15 protein-coding genes and 1 riboswitch are annotated in these 18,567 nt (G+C 73.4%); of the genes, 5 read left to right on the top strand and 10 right to left on the bottom strand.

From position 1 onward, the window contains the following. Nucleotides 1–4: 4 nt before the first annotated feature. Complete coding sequence (locus ACIO3P_RS33850; protein WP_401851100.1) at nt 5–1,600, bottom strand: ABC transporter substrate-binding protein; 1,596 nt, start codon at nt 1,598–1,600, stop codon at nt 5–7. 114 nt (nt 1,601–1,714) lie between these two features. After that, nucleotides 1,715–2,299 (bottom strand): GNAT family N-acetyltransferase, encoded by a 585-nt coding sequence (locus ACIO3P_RS33845; protein WP_401791298.1) that lies wholly within the window; start codon nt 2,297–2,299, stop codon nt 1,715–1,717. A 75-nt stretch (nt 2,300–2,374) separates the two neighbouring features. On the opposite strand from ACIO3P_RS33845, the gene ACIO3P_RS33840 reads away from it, so the two are divergent. Beyond that, complete coding sequence (locus tag ACIO3P_RS33840; protein WP_329829472.1) at nt 2,375–2,752, top strand: PadR family transcriptional regulator; 378 nt, start codon at nt 2,375–2,377, stop codon at nt 2,750–2,752. Next, the gene (locus tag ACIO3P_RS33835; protein ID WP_401851102.1) at nt 2,749–3,969 is read left to right on the top strand and encodes a hypothetical protein; all 1,221 of its coding nucleotides are present in this window, start codon (nt 2,749–2,751) and stop codon (nt 3,967–3,969) included. The genes ACIO3P_RS33840 and ACIO3P_RS33835 overlap by 4 nt, the downstream gene beginning before the upstream one ends. Before the next feature lie 48 nt (nt 3,970–4,017). Here the strand turns inward: ACIO3P_RS33835 and ACIO3P_RS33830 are convergent, their stop codons facing one another. The 3 genes from ACIO3P_RS33830 to ACIO3P_RS33820 all read right to left on the bottom strand — a co-directional run bounded on the left by ACIO3P_RS33830 (nt 4,018) and on the right by ACIO3P_RS33820 (nt 7,108). Beyond that, nucleotides 4,018–4,812 carry an ABC transporter ATP-binding protein gene (locus ACIO3P_RS33830; RefSeq protein ID WP_329829470.1) on the bottom strand — a complete coding sequence of 265 codons (795 nt, stop codon included), beginning with the start codon at nt 4,810–4,812 and terminating at the stop codon, nt 4,018–4,020. After that, complete coding sequence (locus ACIO3P_RS33825; protein ID WP_401851743.1) at nt 4,809–5,804, bottom strand: FecCD family ABC transporter permease; 996 nt, start codon at nt 5,802–5,804, stop codon at nt 4,809–4,811. The genes ACIO3P_RS33830 and ACIO3P_RS33825 overlap by 4 nt, the downstream gene beginning before the upstream one ends. Before the next feature lie 203 nt (nt 5,805–6,007). Then, nucleotides 6,008–7,108 carry an ABC transporter substrate-binding protein gene (locus ACIO3P_RS33820; RefSeq protein ID WP_401851105.1) on the bottom strand — a complete coding sequence of 367 codons (1,101 nt, stop codon included), beginning with the start codon at nt 7,106–7,108 and terminating at the stop codon, nt 6,008–6,010. A 68-nt stretch (nt 7,109–7,176) separates the two neighbouring features. Further along, a riboswitch (cobalamin riboswitch) is annotated at nt 7,177–7,359 on the bottom strand. 78 nt (nt 7,360–7,437) lie between these two features. On the opposite strand from ACIO3P_RS33820, the gene ACIO3P_RS33815 reads away from it, so the two are divergent. After that, the gene (locus ACIO3P_RS33815) at nt 7,438–8,094 is read left to right on the top strand and encodes a response regulator (protein WP_329829468.1); all 657 of its coding nucleotides are present in this window, start codon (nt 7,438–7,440) and stop codon (nt 8,092–8,094) included. Here ACIO3P_RS33815 and ACIO3P_RS33810 read toward each other — a convergent pair. From ACIO3P_RS33810 to ACIO3P_RS33795, 4 genes are all read right to left on the bottom strand, one after another. Beyond that, complete coding sequence (locus tag ACIO3P_RS33810; RefSeq protein ID WP_401851107.1) at nt 8,061–9,332, bottom strand: hypothetical protein; 1,272 nt, start codon at nt 9,330–9,332, stop codon at nt 8,061–8,063. The two genes, ACIO3P_RS33815 and ACIO3P_RS33810, sit on opposite strands and share 34 nt — an antisense overlap. Nucleotides 9,333–9,348: 16 nt before the next feature. Next, nucleotides 9,349–10,677 carry a sensor histidine kinase gene (locus ACIO3P_RS33805; RefSeq protein WP_401851109.1) on the bottom strand — a complete coding sequence of 443 codons (1,329 nt, stop codon included), beginning with the start codon at nt 10,675–10,677 and terminating at the stop codon, nt 9,349–9,351. A gap of 276 nt (nt 10,678–10,953) precedes the next feature. Then, nucleotides 10,954–12,756: an RNA polymerase sigma factor gene (locus ACIO3P_RS33800; protein ID WP_401851111.1), complete on the bottom strand. Its 1,803-nt coding sequence runs from the start codon at nt 12,754–12,756 to the stop codon at nt 10,954–10,956. 30 nt (nt 12,757–12,786) lie between these two features. Further along, nucleotides 12,787–13,989, bottom strand: a complete 1,203-nt coding sequence (locus tag ACIO3P_RS33795; RefSeq protein WP_329829464.1) for a 4-hydroxybenzoate 3-monooxygenase — start codon at nt 13,987–13,989, stop codon at nt 12,787–12,789. A 172-nt stretch (nt 13,990–14,161) separates the two neighbouring features. On the opposite strand from ACIO3P_RS33795, the gene ACIO3P_RS33790 reads away from it, so the two are divergent. Then, the gene (locus ACIO3P_RS33790; protein ID WP_401851113.1) at nt 14,162–15,913 is read left to right on the top strand and encodes an IclR family transcriptional regulator C-terminal domain-containing protein; all 1,752 of its coding nucleotides are present in this window, start codon (nt 14,162–14,164) and stop codon (nt 15,911–15,913) included. A gap of 84 nt (nt 15,914–15,997) precedes the next feature. On the opposite strand, the gene ACIO3P_RS33785 is transcribed toward ACIO3P_RS33790, so the two are convergent. Then, nucleotides 15,998–17,482 (bottom strand): S1 family peptidase, encoded by a 1,485-nt coding sequence (locus ACIO3P_RS33785; protein WP_401851116.1) that lies wholly within the window; start codon nt 17,480–17,482, stop codon nt 15,998–16,000. 536 nt (nt 17,483–18,018) lie between these two features. On the opposite strand from ACIO3P_RS33785, the gene ACIO3P_RS33780 reads away from it, so the two are divergent. Then, entirely contained in the window at nt 18,019–18,510 is a 492-nt protein-coding gene (locus tag ACIO3P_RS33780) for a hypothetical protein (protein WP_401851119.1), read from the top strand. The last annotated feature ends 57 nt before the right edge of the window (nt 18,511–18,567 follow it).

Here is an 18,567-nt window from a genome sequence, read left to right as displayed (position 1 = left end):
CCGCTCAGCGCCGGGTGCCGGGGGCGACGACGGCGCGCTCGTACAGGTCGAGGAGCACGCCCCGTACGGCGGTGGCGACGCCGAGGACATTGCGCTGGTGGACGAGCGGGACGACCGCGTCCGTACCGAGGATCCTCGCCTCGGCGGCCAGCACGGCGCGGCGCCGTCCCTCGGGGTCGGCGACCGCGTCGGCGGCGGTGACGGCCCGGTCCACGGCCCGGTCGCAGAGCAGCGCCAGGTTGTAGGTGCCGTCGCAGGTGTAGTCGGAGGCGAGGACGGAGACGGGGTCGCCGGTGTCGAGCATGGTGTTGCGGGCGCCGACGAACGCGTCGAACTTCCCGGCCAGCGCGTCGCTCTCGATCCGCGAGGACTCCCGCACGGTCAGCTTGACGGTGAAGCCGGCCTTCTCCAACTGCTGCTGGAGGACCTGGGCCACCTCGGGCAGCTCGGGCCGGTTGTCGTACGTGGCGAGGGTGACGGTGGTGCCCTTGACCGCCGCGGCGGAGGCGGGCTCGGCGCGCCCGGTGGGCTGCTTGCGCAGGCCGGCCGCCCAGTTCAGGGCGGGTCCGAAGACGCCCTGGCCGGGGTCGGCGTACCCCTCGTAGACGTTCTTGGCGAGGACGGAGGTGTCGACGGCCTGCCGGGCGGCGGCCCGTACCTTCGGGTCGGCGAAGGCGCCGGAGCGGGTGTTGAGGAAGAGGCTGGTGGTGCGGGCGGTGGGCACTTCGCGGGCGACGCCCTTCGGGAGGGAGGCGGCCTGCGAGACCGGTACGGCCTCGGCGATGTCCTCCTCACCGGTGCGCAGCGCGTTGGCGCGTGCGGTGCCGTCGGCGATGAACTTGGCGTCGATGCCGGACGCCTGGGCCCGGCCGCCCCAGTAGTCGTCGAAGCGGTCGAGGGTGGCGGAGGCGGAGCCGTTGACCTTGGTGATCGTGAACGGGCCTGTGGCGTGGCCGACCGGGTCGGGCGCACTGCCCTTCCCTGCCTCCTTCTTCCCGGCCGTCTCCGTCTTCTTCCCGTCCGCCTGCTTCCCGTCCGTCTTCTTCCCGTACGCCTTCGGGGAGAGGACGGCCAGGCTCGGTCCGGCCAGCCGCAGCGGCAGTACGGGGTCGGCGGTCGCGGTGGTGACGCGGACCGTACGGTCGCCGGACGCCCGTGCGGTGAGCTTCACGCCCGCGAGCGCGGTGGGCAGGGGGGTGGCTTCCGTGGCGTGGGTGAGGGCGGCGGCGACCGCGTCCGCGGTGACGGGCGCCCCGTCCTGGAAGGTGGCGTCGCGCAGGGTGAAGAGCCAACTGCGGCCGTTCTCGCGGCGCCAGGACTCGGCGAGGGCGGGCGAGGCCGCGCCGTTGCCGTCCAGCCTGGTCAGCCCCTCGGTGACGCCGAGCCGGCTGAGGAGGGTGGCGTCGGCGCCGTACGGGGAGAAGTTCTCGGACGGCGGGAAGGCCAGGGCGATCCGCAGCCGCGCGCCGTCCGACGAGCCGCCGGAGCCCGGCGCGCCGGTGGAGCCGCCGTCGGCGGCGAAGCAGCCGGTGAGCAGCGGGGCGAGCAGGGGAGCGAGCAGCAGACCGGCGACCGGACGGCGGCGGTGGGCAGGGCGCATGGTCCTCGTTCTCTACGCGATGAGCAGCCTTGTGCGGGGCCCTCGGGACAGGGCGAACGAAAGATTACATGACAATCGTTTTCACCAGGCGCGGGCGGTCGCGGGAGCTCCGCATCAGACCATGGGGACTTCGAAGTGGACGACGCTCCCCGTGCCACCCGTGCCACCGGGGGCCCCGGGGACCCCCTCCGCACCCTCCCGCTCGTCGCACACCACTTTCCCGAGCGACCGCCAGAACGGCTCGGCGCCGGTGACCGCCGGGTCGGTGTGCAGATAGACCGAGGAGTAGCCGCCGTCCGCCGCGGCGAAGTCCAGCAGCTCGCGCACGAGCGCGCGGGCGAGTCCCTGGCGGCGGTGGGCGGGACGTACGTACACCCGGCGGAGCTGAGCGGTCTCCCCGGAGGGGTAACGCTCCGCGAGCCAGCGGGGATTGGGGGGATGTGCCGGACCCCGGGAGTCGAGGGCCGCGGTGGCGACGACCGTCCCCGCACCGCCTCCCCCCTCACTACCGCCCTCTTCCACGGCGACCAGCAGGGTGTGGCGCGCGGGGGTGAGGTAGGCGGCCTCTATGTCGATGATGTCGCCGTGCCAGCGCGGCACATACCCCGAACGGAAGTCGTGGTAAACGGTGTCGAGCATCACCACGCGGGCGGCGTCGGCGTCCTCGGGGGTCGCTGTTCGAATGCGGTAGTTCGGCACTTGCGCATCATATGCAGTAAGCCTCGCCGGATTGTCACGCGGATATATATCGGCTCCCGATGTATCATCGGCGCCATGGCTTCCCGACCCCTCACCGAAGCGGGCTTCTTCGTCCTCCTTGCGCTGACGGACGAGCCACGTCACGGATACGGCATCAAGCAGGAGGCGGCCGAACTCTCCGGCCACCGCGTCGATCTGCGGGTGGGCACCCTGTACGGGGTGCTGGACCGGCTCACCGCCGACGGCCTCACGGAGCACGACCACGACGAGGTGCACCAGGGGCGGCTGCGCCGCTACTACCGGCTGACGCCCCAGGGCGAACGGGCGCTGGAGGCGGAACAGGCGCGGATGGCCGCCAACGTACGGGCCGCCGAGCGGCGCCTGACCGACCGCAGGCCGGGCACGGCCCCCGGGACGGGCCCCGGCACGGCCCCCGCCGGAGGTGCCGCATGAGCCGGGCGGCGGACCGGGCACGGAATCAGGCACGGAATCAGGCACCGGACCCGGCACAGCCGCCGCCACCGGCCGAGGGCCCAACGGACGGAGCTCCGACGGCCGAGGCTCCGACGTCGGCGCCGACGGCCGGGGCTCCGACGCTGCTGGAGACGCGCTTCCGGGCCGTGCTGCGCGTCCTGCCCGCCTACTACCGGCGGGAGCGCGAGGAGGAGATGGTCGACACCTTCCTCTCCGACTGCGAACCGCTCGACGAGGAGATCGCCTTCGGCCGCCCCGGCTTCCGCGAGGTGACCGGCGTGCTCGCGCTCGCCGTACGCAGCCGGCTCGCGGGCCCCGAGGCGCCCGGCCGCTACGCCGCCTACGGCCGTACGGCACGGCTGGTCGCGCTGTTCGGCGTGGTCGCGCTGGCCTCGGTGGTGCTGGTCGGCCTGCTGACCGACCTCGCGGTCCTTCTCGCCGGATCCCCGTTCGACCGGCGGCTGGTGCTCGACGCGCTCACCGGGGCGGCGGCCTCCGGGTACGGCGCGACGGCCTGGTCCGTCGCCACGTACGTCCTGCCGCTGGGCTGGATCGGCGCGTGCGTGGCGCTGCTCGCGGGACGGCCGCGCACGGCCGGGCCGCTGGCCGTGGGCGCCGCCCTGCCCCAGGTCGTGGCGGTGGTGCGGGGCCTCGACGGCTCGCCGCTGCTCGGGCTGACGGCGGCCTCCGCCGCGCTCCCCTGCCTGGTGGCGGCGGCGACGCTGAGCGCCTTCCCGCCGGGCGCGCCCCGTCCCGAGATCTCCGGGCGTGTGGTCGAGTGGCTGCCGCCCGCGTGCCTGCCCGTGGCCCTGGCCTCGTATCTGGTGGGCCGTCATACGCCGGTCTTCCAGGACTGGGCGTACGGCTGGACGTTCCTGACCGCCGGAGCGCTCTGGCTCGTGCTGCGCGCCCGCGCGGCGCGCCGCCCCGCCCGCCCCGCCCGCTCTGTGCCGCCGGACCCGGCGGTGCCCTCGGCGCTGGCCGTCCTCGGGCTGCCCGTACTGGCGCTCGGAGTGGTGAACCTGGCCTTCCTCGTCCCGGCCGGGGCCGGCGCCGAGGGTTCGCCGTTCGCCGGCGCGATCACCGTCAACGCCGTACAGACCGGGTCGATCGCCGTACTGGAAGCCGTCCTGCTGACGGCCGGCCTCCGCGCGCTGCGCCGCGAACCGCGCACCCGGCCCCCGCTCCCGGCGTAGGGACCGCACCACTCGGGCTCGGGCTCCCGGGCCCTTGAGCTGTCGGGTTCAGTCCCGCGGCACCGTACCGAGGAACCGCACATGGGGGCGGCCTCCGGCGGCGTCCCGGGTGACCGCCGCCCGTACGCGGTAGACGTCCGCGATCAGTTCCTCGGTGATGACGTCGCCCGGGGCGCCGCCCGCCACCGCGCGGCCCTCGCGCAGGACCACCACCTCGTCGCAGTACATCGCGGCGAGGTTCAGGTCGTGCAGGGCGATGACGGTGGTGACCGGGAGCGCGGCGACCAGGTTCAGCAACTCCAGTTGGTGCTGGATGTCGAGGTGGTTGGTCGGCTCGTCCAGGAGCAGTTCGCGGGGGTCCTGGGCGAGGGCGCGGGCGATCTGGACACGCTGGCGCTCACCGCCCGACAGGGTGTGCCAGGACTGCTCGGCGCGCTCCGTCAGTCCGCTGCGCTCCAGAGCCGTCCGTACGGCGATGTCGTCCTCGGCGGACGGCGCCGACCAGGCCCGGCGGTGCGGGACACGGCCGAGCCGTACGACCTCGCGGACGCTCAGCTCGACCTGCGTGTCGGTCTGCTGCTCGACCACGGCGACCCGGCGCGCGACCGCGCGGCGGCCCACCTCGCCCAGCGTCCTGCCGTCCAGGGTGACGACGCCCGCGGTGGGGGCGAGGACACCGGAGAGCAGCCGCAGCAGGGTGGACTTGCCCGAGCCGTTCGGGCCCAGCAGCCCCACCGTGGAACCGGCCGCGGGCGCGAGGGAGACCCCGTCGAGGATGAGGCGGCCCCCGGCGGTACGGGAGACCCGGGCGGCGTTGAGGCCCGGTGGCGCGGTCGTCGTCATCGGGTCCTCCGGGTGCGGTGGAGGACCAGCACGAACGCCGGTACCCCGATGAGCGAGGTCACCACGCCGACCGGCACCTCCTGCGGGTCGAGCACCGTACGGGCCAGGGTGTCGACCCACACCAGGAAGACCGCCCCGGTCAGCGCGGTGACCGGCAGCAGCCGGCTGTGCCCCGGGCCGACCAGGGCGCGGGCGGCGTGCGGCAGGACGAGCCCGACGAAGCCGATCGCGCCCGCCGAGGAGACCAGCGCGGCCGTCAGCAGCGCGGTGACACAGAGCAGCACGAGGCGCGTACGGGCCACGGAGACGCCGAGGTGCCCTGCCGCGTCCTGCCCGAAGGCGAACGCGTCGAGCGTGCGCGCGTACCCGCCGCACACCACCAGCGCCACCACGAGGACGGCGCCGCAGACCTGGACGTCGGTCCAGCCGGCGCCGCTGAGCGAGCCGAGCAGCCAGAACAGCACCCCGCGGGTGGTCTCCGCGTCGGCGGCCGTCATCACGACGAAGGAGGTGAGGGCCGAGAAGAGCTGCATCGCGGCGACCCCGGAGAGCACCACCCGGTCCGTCGTCCCGCCGAGCGTGTGACTGAGCACCAGCACCATCGCGAACGAGCACAGCGCGCCGAGGAACGCCCCGCCCGAGATGGACAGCGCCCCTCCCCCGGCCCCGAGCACGACCACCAGGACAGCGCCGGTGGACGCCCCCGAGGAGACGCCGAGGACGAAGGGGTCGGCGAGCGGGTTGCGCAGCAGGGACTGCATGATCGCGCCGCACACCGCGAGCCCGGCGCCGCACACGGCGGCGAGCAGGGTGCGCGGCAGCCGCAGGTTCCAGACGATGCCGTCGCGGATCGGGGTGAGGTGCGACTCGCCCCAGCCGAGATGCGCGGCGACGACCGACCAGACGTCGCCGACGCGGATGTCCGCGGGCCCGATGGTGATCGCCACGGCGACGGAGAGCGCGAGCAGGGCGAGGGCGCAGGCCCAGCCCACGGGGCGGGCCCAGGCCGCCGCCCGGACCCGGCGGAACCGGCCGGCGGGGGACGGGGCCGCGGGAGACGGGGCCGCGGGGGACGGGGCGCTCTCCGGCGCGGGCGACGTACGCGACGCCTGCTCCGTGGTCGTGGCCTGCTCGGGGGCGGTGGCCTGCTCGGGGGCGGTGGCCTGCTCGGGGGGCGTGGGCCGCTCCGTGGTCGTCACGCGGCGGGCGCGTACGCGCGCAGCGCCGCCGCCACCCGCTCGACGCCCTCCACGGTGCGGATGCTCGGATTCATCGCCTGGCCGCTGAGCCGGACGTACCGCTGGTGCTTCACCGCGTCCATGTTCTTGGTGACCTGGTTGGTCTCCAAGAACTCGATCTTCTTCGCCGCCGTCTCGGCCGTCTCCGACCTGCGCGAGAGATCGCCGATGACGAGGAAGGCGGGGTCGCGGTCGGCGACCGTCTCCCAGTTGATCTGGGGCCACTCGTCATGGGTGGAGTCGAAGACGTTCTTCGCGCCGACGGCGTTCGTGATGATGCCGGGCGCGCCGCAGCAGCCGCCCATGTAGGGGGCCTCGGAGTTGGCGAACCAGTAGAGGAAGGTGGTGTCCTTCGCCTTCTTGGCGTCGATCCCGGCGACCGCCTCGCTCATCCGGCCCTTCAGCTCGGCGATGAGCCGGTCGCCACGGTCCTCGACGTCGAACACCGTGGCCAGATCGCGGATCTCGCCGTAGATGTCCTCCATCGTCAGCGGTGTCGCGCGCGATCCGTCGGTGTCGCCGCTGTTGTCCTTGGCGCAGTCGGACGGGGAGACGTACGTCGGCACGCCCAGCTTCTCGAACTGCGCGCGTGTGGCCACGCCGCCCTTGCCCAGGGTGGACTCGAAGGAGGAGGCGACGAAGTCGGGCTCGGCGTCCAGGACCTTCTCGAAGGAGGGGTTGTTGTCGGCCAGCCGCTCGACCTTGGCGTTCTCCTTCTCCAGGCTCTTCGGCAGCGGGTCGGTCCAGGTGGCGGTGCCGGCCATCCGGTCGCCGAGGCCGAGGGAGAGCAGGATCTCCGTGGTGCCCTGGTTGAGCGAGACGGCGTGCTCGGGCGGCGCGTCGATCCGTACCTTCTGACCGCAGTTGGTGACGGTACGGGGATAACCGGCGGCCTTGCCGGAACCGGAGTCGGAACCGGAACCGGACCCTGAGTCGGTCCCCGCCCCGGAGGCGCCGTCCTGAGCGGTGGTCGTTCCCCCTCCGCCGCAGCCGGTCAGCAGCAAGGTGCCGGCGGCGAGGACAAGAGCGGTACGGCGGACAAGGCGTGCGATCGGCACGGAGTCGTTCCTCTGCGTCGAGGGCCCATGCGCGGAGCCCGGTCGTACGGTGCTCCCCCGCCACGGGACGCGGACGGAGGCCCGCCAGCAGGTCTTCGGACTCGGGGTCATCCGGACGGAAGCGCCTTCCCGGACTGCCGTCCAGTGGCCGATGCCCCGCCCGTCGCCCTCACCGCTGCGCGTCAGCTCCGGATTCGCACCGGATTCCCTGACCCACGTACATGGGTTCGACTGGCCTCGGCAAGCTATCACAGGCGGTTTTCCGCCCCACTGCGGCACTTTCCGGCGCTTTCCGCCCGGCGGCGCTCCGGGGCTGCGGACAATGGGGCATGCCGGAAACCGCGCCCGTGAGCGTCGCCCTGATCGACGACCATCCCGTGGTCCTCGCGGGCATCGAGTCCTGGTACGCGGCGTCGGAGCGGCCGATCGCGGTGACCGCCAAGGGGCCCGATCTGTCGGTGGCGACGAGCGGTCCCGGCCGGGACGCGGATGTGGTGGTGCTCGACCTCCAGCTCGCCCACGGGGTGCCCGCCTACCCCGAGCTGCGGCAACTCGTCGCACAGGAGCGGCAGGTCATCGTCTACACCATGCAGGACAGCCAGGAGACCGCCCTGACCTGCCTGGACCTGGGTGCGTTCACCTACCTCACCAAGGCCGAGGGGGAACGCCACCTCATGGCGGCGACCCTCGCGGCGGCCGACTGCCGCCCGTACACCCCGCCCGCGCTGGCCGGGGCGTTCGGCAGCGACGCGCGCAAGGGGCGGCCCGCGCTGACCCCGCGCGAGGTGGAGGTGCTGCTGGAGTGGTTCCAGTCGGAGTCCAAGGCGATGGTCGGGGCGAGCCTGGGGCTCTCGGTCCGTACGGTGAACACCTATCTGGAGCGGGTACGGATCAAGTACGCCAACGCGGGCCGGCCCGCGACCACCAAGGCGAACCTGGTCGCGCGGGCCATTCAGGACGGGCTGACGTCGCTGGACGAGCTGTGACCCCGGCCGGCCGGGACAGCGGCGAGCGCGCCCTCCGCGCCGGCCGCCATGCCAGCGTCCGCGCCGTCCGCCGGGGCCGTGCTCCCGGCCGGGGCGTCGAGGGTGCAGGACGCCTCCACCAGCAGCAGCCCCTCGCTGCGTACGGTACGGACCCGCACCCCGTGCTCGGCCGTCTCCGGGATCTCCGTCAGCGCCGTCAGCGGACTGTCCGTCACGACGCTCACCCGCACCAGGCCGCCGCCGCGCACGACCGTGGCGCGGGCGCTGCGCTCGGCGGTCGCGAGCGCGGCGAGCACCGGCTCGGTGAGCGCGCGGCGCAGCCGCCGGTCCACCGGGGCCGAGGCCCCCCGTACGGCGAGCTGTACGTCGACACCGTGCCGTTCGGCGACATCGATACCGGCCCGTAGTTCGTGGAGCAGCGGATCGTGCGCGTGGTCGCGCTCCGCGAAGAGCCGCCGCAGCCGGGCGGCCTCGACGGCGGAGCGGCGCCGTACGGTCCCGTCGCCGGGACGGAGCGAACCGTCGGCGAGCCCGGTCAGCAACGGCAGCACGGAGCGGCCGAGTTCGGCGTAGCGGGCCCGCTGGTCGGCGTGGACCTGGGCGGCGACGGCCGCCTCCGTACGCACGCGCTCCTGTTCGCGCCCCGTGGCGCTCGCGGCGGCGGCGCACTCCCCGAGCGACCGGGCGAGCATCGCGGCGGCGACCTGGAAGGTGCAGATGGCCAGGGCGCTGACGGCCATGCCGGAGGCGGCCTGCCGGGTCGGCACCCCGGCGAGCAGCAACTGCGTGAGCGTGAGCACGAGATGACCGCCGATGAAGACGAGCGTCGGCCCCAGTCCTGCGTCGAAGAGCAGCAGCACCCCGAACCAGCCGATCTCCAGGAACGTCCAGTGCGGGGTCCCGATGAAGTCCTCCACGGGCAGCCGGCTGGTGGCGACGGTCGACGCGACGAGGGCGCAGGTCAGGCCGAGCACCACCCAGGGTCGCGGCCGGCCGCGACCGTCGGCGCCGAGCAGCGCGTCCACCATGATGAGGAGGGTCAGCAGGGTGAACGCGAAGAGCTGGACCCAGGGCTGGTCGTAGTCGCGCAGGCTGGTGAGGAGCGCGGGCAGGGCGAGCCCGAGGTGCACGGCGGTGAGGATGAACAGCCCGGCCACGCGCAGCCCGGCGCGCATGTCGCGGGCGATCCGGTCGGTCAGCGGATCGGCGCCGATGCCGTCAACGGCGTTTTCCGTCAAGGAACTTGGCTGTGGATCAGACACGGGGCCACTCCAGCCGTACGGTCGTGCCCTCGCCGGGCCGTGAGGCGATCGTGGCCCGGCCTCCCGCCGACTCCATCCGTTCGACGATCGAGCGGGCCAGCCCCCGGCGGTGCGCCGGTACGCGCGCCCGGTCGAAGCCGGTGCCCTCGTCGCGGACGGTGACGGTGACGGTGTCCCCGTCCCGGGCCGCCGCCACCGTCGCGGAGCCGGTGCCCGCGTGCCGGTCCACATTGCGCAGGGCCTCCCCCAGCGCGCCGCGCAGTGCGACGGCGGCGGGGCGCGGGACCGGGCCCAGGGAGCCGGGCGTACGGTCGAACGCGGCGCGTACGGAGAGCGGGTGGCCGTCGAGTTCCGCGAGCAGCTCCCAGGTCAGATCGGTCAGGCCCGTCTCGTACGCCTCGTACGACTCGTGCGGGGCATGCGAGGCGTGCGGATCGCGCGGATCGTGCGGCTCCGGGGGGTGTGCGGGCGCGCGCTCCGCGGCGAGCCTGCGCAGGTCCTTGCCCGCCTGGGTGCGGACCACGTCCGGGTCGAGGGAGCCGCCGTGCGCCGAGACCATCAGCAGGGTGGCGCACGCGGTGTCGTGCAGCGTGGCGAGGTGTTCCCGCTCGGCAGACCGCTGGGCCTGCGCGACATCGTGCCGCCGCCGGGCCTCGGCAGCCCGCGCGCCCGCCGCGTCGGCGGCCCTGCTGCCGCGCAGGACGAGCCGGTACATCCCCTGGCAGAGCAGGGTCTGGACGAAGAGCCAGCCCACGTTGGGCAGCGCGTACGTCCAGCCGTCGGGGCGGTCGAGCACCGCGCCGGCCAGATCGACGGCGGCGAGCAGGGCGGCCACCGGCAGCGCGAGCCGCGCCGGGTGCGTGAGCTGGTAGGCGACGGCGACGATGCTGACGACGACCAGCACCCAGGTACTGCCGTACTGGGTCTGGGAGGCCGGAATGGTCAGCGCCTGGGTGAGGCAGAGCGCGGTCAGCACCGCGAGGTCGGCGACGAGGGTCCGGCGCGGATGACGGCCCGCCCGCGCGAGCCGGTAGTGCAGCAGGCTCCAGACGATGACCCCGGCGGAGACGGCCGAGGCGGCGGGCATGGCGTCCACCGGCATGGCCGGTACGGCGAGCAGGGCACCGGAGCAGACCACGACGACCCGGATCCGGTGGGCGTACCGGAACGCGAAGGCGACGAATTCACGTTCGGCCGGGCCGGGGGCGTGCGGGTCCGGCGGGGGCTTTGGGGCCTGTTGACGCCGGTGCTTCTCCGGAAGGCTCCCTAAGGGGCTGGTGTTCTTCCCATGCTTCCCATGCTTCTCATTCGCCTCATGCACCACTCGGCGCCTCACCCGTCACATTTTCCCGTGCCGATTGTCGGTCGATTGACCGTCACACGTCGGGGGCGTCCGGCGATAGCGTTTCTCCGGTCAGGGTCCTGACGTTTCGACCGCTCTCAGGGGGGAGCGGTCATTGTGGCCGCACGCACCCCTGCCTCATGGGGGTGGGCAGGGGTACGTGCGGGATTACCCTCAGGCGCCCGTACGGGTTCCGTACACATTTCCGTACGGGCGCGGTTCGGGCAGGCGTACGAGCAGGCGTACGGGCGCGGTTCAGGTCGCGCGGGCGCCGGTCAGCGGTCGGCGGAGGTCCGAGTCCCGCTGCACGGTCAGCGGATCCTCGGGCCTGGCCCGGGTCAGATACTGCGGCACCGGCGCCGAGTCGCGCCCCGTGTCCCGTACGAGCCCGTAGCGCGAGCGCGGTGCGTCCTGCCCGCCGTCCGGCGGGGTGGTGAGATCCGCGGAGACGGCGTCCCAGGACAGGGGCAGGATGTCGAGGTTGTAGTCGGCCTCCGTCTCGTTGAGGTGGAGGGTCACCTCGCCGTCGAGATGGAAGTACTCGTTCTTCCACATCTGCTGGGCGCCGGGCGGCAGGACGATCAGACCGTCCCGCTGATTGCCCATCCAGGTGCCCGTGGTACCGGCCTTGGGATCGTCCATCCGGTAGCCGCCGCCGGACGCCACATGGAAGAGCTTGCCCCGAAGGCCGGTCCAGGTGGGCATGGTCAGGCCGCCGGGGCGCTGGGCGAACATCACGTCCCAGCGGACGGTGAAGTAACCCTGCCCCCGTACGGTCACCCACTCGCCCCGGTGCACGATCTGGTACCCACCGCCGACGACCGTCTTTCCGGGGAAGCTGCTCAGGGCGACACCGCGCTCGCCCCGGCGCGGTAGCGGCCCGGGGCGGGCGGCCGGGTCGGGCGCGAGGTCGGGGGCGTCGACGGTGGCACCGTACGCGCCGGCCGCCGGGGTGGCGGCGGGCGTACGGGACGCCGAGACCGACGGTGTCGGTGTGGGGCTCGGGGACGGCGACGCGGACGCCGACGACGGGGTGGTGGACGGCGACGACGAGGCCGCGCCCCTCGGACCCGCGGCGGCGGGCGGAGCGGCGCGCCGTTCATGGTCCTCCCACGGGGCGCCGTACAGCAGGGCGGCGCCGCCGCCGATGGCGAGGATCCCGGCGGCGAGCAGGGCGGCCGGCTTGGCGGCGAACGCCGCGGTACCGGCGGGCGCGGCGCCGGTGGCCCCGGACGGGGTGGCCGTCGCCGTCGTACCGACCGCCCCCGGCAGCCAGGACCTGAAGGCGAGCGCCACCGGCAGTGGCAGCAGGGCGAGGGGGGCGAGCAGCCCCTCCGCCGGGAGCAGTTCCCGCTCCTGTACGTGGCAGCGCGGGCACTCCCGTACGTGCCGGGCGAGCCGTTTGCGCCACAGGGCGCCGGGCACGCCGTCCCAGGGGGCGGTCAGCAGCGTCAGCTCCTCGCAGGCGGGGCGCGCGCGGAGCGCCCGTACCACCAGGCGGGCGGCGTCCAGCCGGGCCTTCATCCGCTGGACGCGTACGGCGATGTGCGGGCCCGGCAGCCCCAGCGACTCCGTGGTCTCCGCGCGGGTGAGCTCGCCCGCGGTCTCCAGCCACCACAGGGAGAGCAGTTCCCGCTCCTCGTGCTCCAGCCAGCGGGTGGCCTCGGCGACCTCGCGCCGCTGGCCGGAGAGGCGCAGTTCCAGGATGGTCAGATCGACGAAGTCCGCGCCGGGGTCGGCCGTTTCGGGGGTGTCCTGGAGTGCGCCGGCCTCCGGCAGGGCGGTCCTGGTCCGCCACCGCTCCCGTATCTGGTTCATGGCGATGGCCACGGCCCAGGAGCGGAAGCGGCGGGGGTCGTCCAGGCCGTCCAGCCCCTGGAGGACGCGCAGCACGGTCTCCTGCACGACGTCGTCGACATCCGCGTGGCCGTCGAGGGCGCGTCCGACGATGTTGTAGATCAGCGGCAGATAACCGGTGACCAGAGCCTCGACGGCGCGCTGGTCCCCGGCGCGCGCCGCGGCCACCACATCGGCTCCCGGCCGCTCCCGCACGCTCATCCGTTCCTTCCCCCACTCGCCCTGGTCGGCTCACCCGCCGAACGGCAGTCCCGCGTAATTGTCAGCCAGTTCGGCGGCGGCGTGCGGCGAGGTCGCGACGCGGTCGAGCTGGGCGAGCTGGAGGCGGGTCTCGAAGGCGGACCGGGCCGGATCGGTGTGCAGGGTCGTGGTCATGAAGTACGAGAAGTGCTCGGCCCGCCACACCCGCCGCAGACAGGTGTCGGAGTACGCGTCGAGCAGGGCGGTGGAGCCGGTCCCGTACACCTCGGCCAGGGCGCGCGCGAGGACGATGACATCGGCCGCCGCCAGGTTGAGCCCCTTGGCGCCGGTCGGCGGGACGATGTGCGCGGCGTCCCCGGCCAGCAGCAGCCGGCCGTACCGCATCGGCTCCGTGACGGAACTGCGCATCGGCAGCACGGACTTGGCGGTGACGGGCCCGCGCTCCAGCAGCCGTCCGGGCGCCGAGCCCTGTCCGGGCTCCGGGCGGAGGGCGAGGCGGGCGTCCAGTTCGTCCCAGATCCGCGCGTCGGGCCAGTCGGCGGGGTCGGTGCCGTTCGGTACCTGGAGGTAGAGCCGGCTGACGGCCGGGGAGCGCATGCTGGCCAGGGCGAAGCCGCGCTCCGAGTGCGCGTAGATCAGCTCGTCGTACACGGGCGGCGCGTCGGCCAGGATGCCGAGCCAGGAGTACGGGTAGGTCCGCTCGTACGTCGTCCGCACGCCCTCCGGTACGGCGGTACGCGTGACGCCGTGGAAGCCGTCGCAGCCGACCACGTAGTCGCAGGTCAGAACCTGCTCGCGGCCCTCGTGCAGATAACGGACGGCGGGCGCGCCGGAGTCGACGCCCGTCACCGCGAGCGCCTGGGCGCCGAAGAGCAGCGGTCCGCCCTCGGCGAGCTGGAGGGCGATCAGGTCCTTGACCACCTCGGTCTGCGCGTACACCATCACGGCGCGCCCGCCGGTGAGGGCCGGGAAGTCGATACGGTGCGCCCGCCCGCCGAAACGCAGCTCGATGCCGTCGTGGACCAGGCCCTCGCGGTCCATCCGGGCCCCGGCCCCGGCGGCACGCAGGGCGTCCACGGTGGGCTGTTCCAGGATTCCGGCGCGCTGGCGCTGCTCGACGTAGGCGCGGTCACGGCTCTCCAGGACCACGCTGTCGATGCCCGCGTTGTGCAGCAGGCGTGCCAGCAGGAGACCGGCGGGGCCGCCTCCGACGATGCCGACCGTGGTGTGCATCCGCTTCTCCGCTCGTGGTCGCCCATTGACTGTGGTTCGCCTGGTGAACTATTGTCCACCTGAGATGAGCCATGAGTCTGCGTTCACCGGGGGCCCATGTCAACGCCCGATATCCGCGCCCCGTTCGACCGATGTCCCGGGGCCGGAGCCGGGAGACCGGAGAGCCGACCCGATGCCGTCCACGCCCCCTCCTCCTGCTGAGACGCCCGCCGAGACACCCGTCGAAACGCCCGCCGAGGCCGTGAAGCCCCTGATGCGCGGCGTCTCCGTACTGCGCGCGCTCAGCGACGCCGACGGCCGGGCGAGCATCGGCACCCTGGTCCGCACCACCGGTCTCGCCCGCGCCACGCTCGACCGGGTCGTCGCGACACTGGCCCGCATGGGGTACGTACGGCTGACCGGCCCCGACGCCGTGCTCGCCCCGCGCCTCATGGAGCTGGGCAACGCCTATCTGTCCGCGTCCCGGCTGCCGGGACGGCTCGGTCCGCTCGCGGAACGGCTCGCGGACGAGCTGGACGAGTCGGTGTCGCTGGCCGTCCCCGACGGTGACGGCATCCGCTTCGTCCACCAGAGCACCCGGCGCCGCGCCATGTCGCTGACCTTCCGCATCGGCGATCTGCTGCCCGCCGAACGCACCGCGCCGGGGCCGCTGATCGCCGCGGGCTGGTCCGGGGAGGAGTGGGCACGCTGGCGGGCGCGCCGGGCCGCCGACCCCGAGGACCGGGGCTTCCCCGCCGTACCGCCCCGGGACGACCGGGCGGCGTACGGCGGCAGGACCGGGCACGGCCGGCGCTTCGAGGAACTGGCGGCGCGGGCCAGGGAGGACGGCTGGGCGCTGGACGACCAGCTCATCGAACCGGGGCTGATCGCCCTCTCCGTACCGCTGGGGCACGGGGGCGAGGCGGGCCGGGCGCGGCAGCCGGTGTGTGTCGCGAGCGTGGTCAGCCACACCAGCCGGCACAGCGCCACGTCACTCCGGGAGACCCTGCTGCCCCGGCTGCGGGCGGCCGTGGCGGAGATGGAACGCGAACTGGCCCGCCCGGCCGGGGAATCCGCCGCCGGGTGGCCGCCCGGGGAAGGGCGTTCCGGGCTGGCCGACTGGACCGGCGCGTCCAAGCAGGAGCTGGGCCGGGAGTTCATCGAGTCCCTGGCCCGCGGGCTGACCGTACTGACCGCGTTCGGCGAGGGCCGGGACGCGCTCACGCTCAGCGCCGTCGCCGAGGCCACCGGCCTGGCCAGGGCCACCGCCCGGCGCGCCCTGATCACCCTGGAACATCTGGGCCACGTCACCGCGGCGCCCGACCGGACGTTCCGGCTCACCCCGCGGGTGCTGTCGCTCGGCTTCCCCGCCCTGTCCCGTACGACGCTCCCCCAGATCGCGGCGCCCCATCTCGCGGCGCTCGCGGGGCGCGTGCACGACTCGGCGTCCCTGGCGGTGCTGGTGGGAGACGACGTCCAGTACACGGCGCGGGTGGCCACACGGCGCATCATGAACGTCAACATCACCACCGGTACCCGTTTTCCCGCGTACGCGACGTCCATGGGCCGGGTCCTGCTGGCCGGGCTGATGGACGACCTCTCGTACGACGAACTCACCACCCGGCTCGCACGCGCCGAACCGAAGGCACTGACCCGGCACACGGTCACCCGCCCCACGGAACTGGCCACGATCCTCGACGGCGTACGCCGCGCGGGGTACGCCCTGGTGGACGAAGAGCTGGAGGAGGGGCTGCGCTCGATCGCGGTGCCGGTCGTGGACCGTACGGGCGCGGTCGTGGCGGCCGTGAACGTCGCCATGCACACGAGCCGCCGCGATGTCGGGGCGTGCCTCACGGAGGTGCTGCCGGAGCTGCGCGCGACGGCGGCGCGGGTGGCGGCGGACCTGGAGGTGGCGGGCCGCTTCACACGCGTACCAACGGTCTGACCGGCGCCGTACGACACGGCGGAAGGACCCCGCCGGTCGGCGGGATGCCTGACCGGGGGGTCCTTCTGAGAGGGCGACGCCAGGTCAGTGACCGTTGCCGTCGCCGTTGTCTCCGTTGCCCTGATTGCCGTTACCGACGTCACCGGCACCGTTACCGGCACCGGCGTCCGCGGCACCGTCGCCGGCCCCCGCGTCAGCCGCACCGTCACCCGCACCCGCGGCGGCGGCACCCTCGTCACCGGCGCCCGCGTTGGCGGCACCCGCGTCAGCGACGCCGTCACCCGCACCGGCATCAGCGGCACCATCACCCGCACCGGCATCGGCGGCACCGTCACCCGCACCGGCATCAGCAGCGCCGTCACCCGCGCCCGCGTCAGCCGCACCGTCACCAGCACCGGCGTCGGCAGCACCATCACCCGCACCGGCATCGGCGGCACCGTCACCGGCACCCGCGTCACCGGCGCCGATCTGGGCACCGACCGCCTCCAGCGCGGTGGTCACCGGCTGGAAGAAGGTCTCGCCACCGACGGTGCAGTCGCCGCTGCCGCCGGAGGTCAGGCCGATGGCGCCGCCGTCCGCGGTGAACAGCGGGCCGCCGCTGTCGCCCGGTTCGGCGCAGACGTCGGTCTGGATGAGGCCGTTGACGATGTCACCGTTGCCGTAGTTGACGGTGGCATCGAGACCGGTGACCGCGCCGTCGGCCAGCCCGGTGGTGCTGCCCATCCGGATGACTTCCTGGCCCACGGCGGCCTCGGCCGCCGCGGCGATGTCCACGATCTGGCCGTCACCCGTGTCGACCGTGCTGGCGACCTCGGTCGCGGGGTCGTCGTACGCGGCGAGGGCGAAGTCGCCGCCGCCCGCGAAGGTCGCGTCCTGGATGGTGGCGACCGGCTGCCCGTTCTGGTCGTCCGACCACTCCGCGGCGGCGACGCCGCAGTGCCCGGCCGTGAGGAAGCCGGGGGCGCCGTCCGCCGTCACGACGTTGAAGCCCAGGGAGCAGCGCGCGCCGCCACCGAAGATGGCGTCGCCACCCGCGGCCAGGGGCTTGAACTCCCCGGCGCTCCGCTTGATCCGGGCCACATCCGAGCCGAGCGACTTCACGGTCGACTCGATCTGGTTCCACTTCGCACCGGTCACGGTGCGGTCGGCGGTGACCTGGATCTGGTTCGTCTTGGGGTCGACGGACCAGGCCGTACCGGGGATGGTCGCCTGCGCCTTCAGCGTCTGCGAGGCGGCCTTGAGCTGGGCCGAACTGTTCTTGACGTTTCTGACGACGGCACCGGCCTGCTTGGCCTGGAGCTCGACCTTGTTGTTGTCACCGACGACGTTGATGACGATCTGCTGCTTCGCGGAGTCGTAGTACGACCCGGCGAAAGCGTCGCCCAACTGGGCGGCGATCTGCGAGGCGAGATCCCCGGCGGCTGCCGCGGTCACCTTCTTGGGCGTCGTCTCCGGCTCGCCGCCTTGTGAGGCATTGGCATTCGGCAGCAGAATCGCGGCCGCCGCAATGGCTACAGCGCCACCCCCGGCGAATACGATCTTCCGCTTGGGTATGCGTTTGTGGCTCAACTCAAGACCTCCTGTGGGGACGGAGTCCGCTCGCCGGCAGCAGACGAAGAACGCTCGGCCCTGTATACGGAGGTGACGCGAGGGGCGTTCAACACAACTTCCCCGCAACCGAGTTCACCCCCTCCGGAACGGCACCGGCCCCCACCCGGACCTCCCGGGCATAACCCTGCGAAGGACACCAATTCACCTGGCTACGATCAGCCGATGCGTCCCCTCAAATACGGCTATACCAATCGCCCCCTGGGCGACGGAACAACCGTCGAGAAAACTTTCGCTCGGCCTCGCCCCCGGCACACCTGCCCCACACGCACGTCCCACTTCACGCGTTAGCCTCTGTGAAGCGTCTGCCCACGGGGGCCGTTCGCATGAACGAGGGAGAAAGCGCCGCATGAGTACGGAACAGAGCGCCGGGAATCGGCACTGCACTTCATCGGCTACTACGACTGGCTGAAGTACGCGGAGATCGCGGACGGCCCGATGACGAGCGCCGTGAGCCAGACCGTCACATGGACCGAACGCATTTCGGGAAAGAGCCAGTGAGCACCGCACGCCCGAAGGACCGGATCAGGCCGATGGCCACCACCCTCGCGCTGGGCGCCGTCGCACTGATGTCGCTGACCGCCGGGTGCGCGGAGGGCCAGGGCCTGTGCGGACCCGCCCCGGCCGAGGACGTCTTCAGGAGCGACCTGTACGGCACCTACGCGGGCCCCCACAACGCCCGCCTCACGCTGCGCGACAACGGCGACAACACGGTGGGCTTCTCGGTCACCGACTGGCCCGACAGCAGCGATCCGGAGATCCTGGAGACGAAGCCCGCCGCCTTCGACGGCCACGGCACCTGGCGGATCGAAGCCGATCCGGACCAGGGCGACCGCATCGGCCTCCAGTTCGAGGACGACGACCAGGAGCACACGGGGCTACCCGTCAAGCAGCTTCGGGTCGGCACGAAGGACGGGCGCATCGTGCTGTTCGACCAGCTCGGCGACCCCGATGTGTGCCGGGTGTTCGAGCTGCCCCGTTCTTCGTGACCACCGGCCCCCGCGCGGTTGTCGAAATACCCTGCCGCGACGAGGGAGTGCGATGAT

The sequence above is a fragment of the Streptomyces sp. NPDC087310 genome (assembly GCF_044744405.1).
Classification (GTDB): domain Bacteria; phylum Actinomycetota; class Actinomycetes; order Streptomycetales; family Streptomycetaceae; genus Streptomyces.
This window is presented reverse-complemented; position numbering and strand designations above follow the sequence as displayed.

Bases quoted from the DNA above. Each gene is read 5' to 3' on its own strand.
- ACIO3P_RS33800 (WP_401851111.1), bottom strand. From the start codon at position 12,756: ATGAGCGTGCGGGAGCGGCCGGGAGCCGATGTGGTGGCCGCGGCGCGC.
- ACIO3P_RS33840 (WP_329829472.1), top strand. From the start codon at position 2,375: ATGGCTTCCCGACCCCTCACCGAAGCGGGCTTCTTCGTCCTCCTTGCG.
- ACIO3P_RS33815 (WP_329829468.1), top strand. From the start codon at position 7,438: ATGCCGGAAACCGCGCCCGTGAGCGTCGCCCTGATCGACGACCATCCC.
- ACIO3P_RS33830 (WP_329829470.1), bottom strand. From the start codon at position 4,812: ATGACGACGACCGCGCCACCGGGCCTCAACGCCGCCCGGGTCTCCCGT.
- ACIO3P_RS33835 (WP_401851102.1), top strand. From the start codon at position 2,749: ATGAGCCGGGCGGCGGACCGGGCACGGAATCAGGCACGGAATCAGGCA.
- ACIO3P_RS33790 (WP_401851113.1), top strand. From the start codon at position 14,162: ATGCCGTCCACGCCCCCTCCTCCTGCTGAGACGCCCGCCGAGACACCC.
- ACIO3P_RS33850 (WP_401851100.1), bottom strand. From the start codon at position 1,600: ATGCGCCCTGCCCACCGCCGCCGTCCGGTCGCCGGTCTGCTGCTCGCT.
- ACIO3P_RS33795 (WP_329829464.1), bottom strand. From the start codon at position 13,989: ATGCACACCACGGTCGGCATCGTCGGAGGCGGCCCCGCCGGTCTCCTG.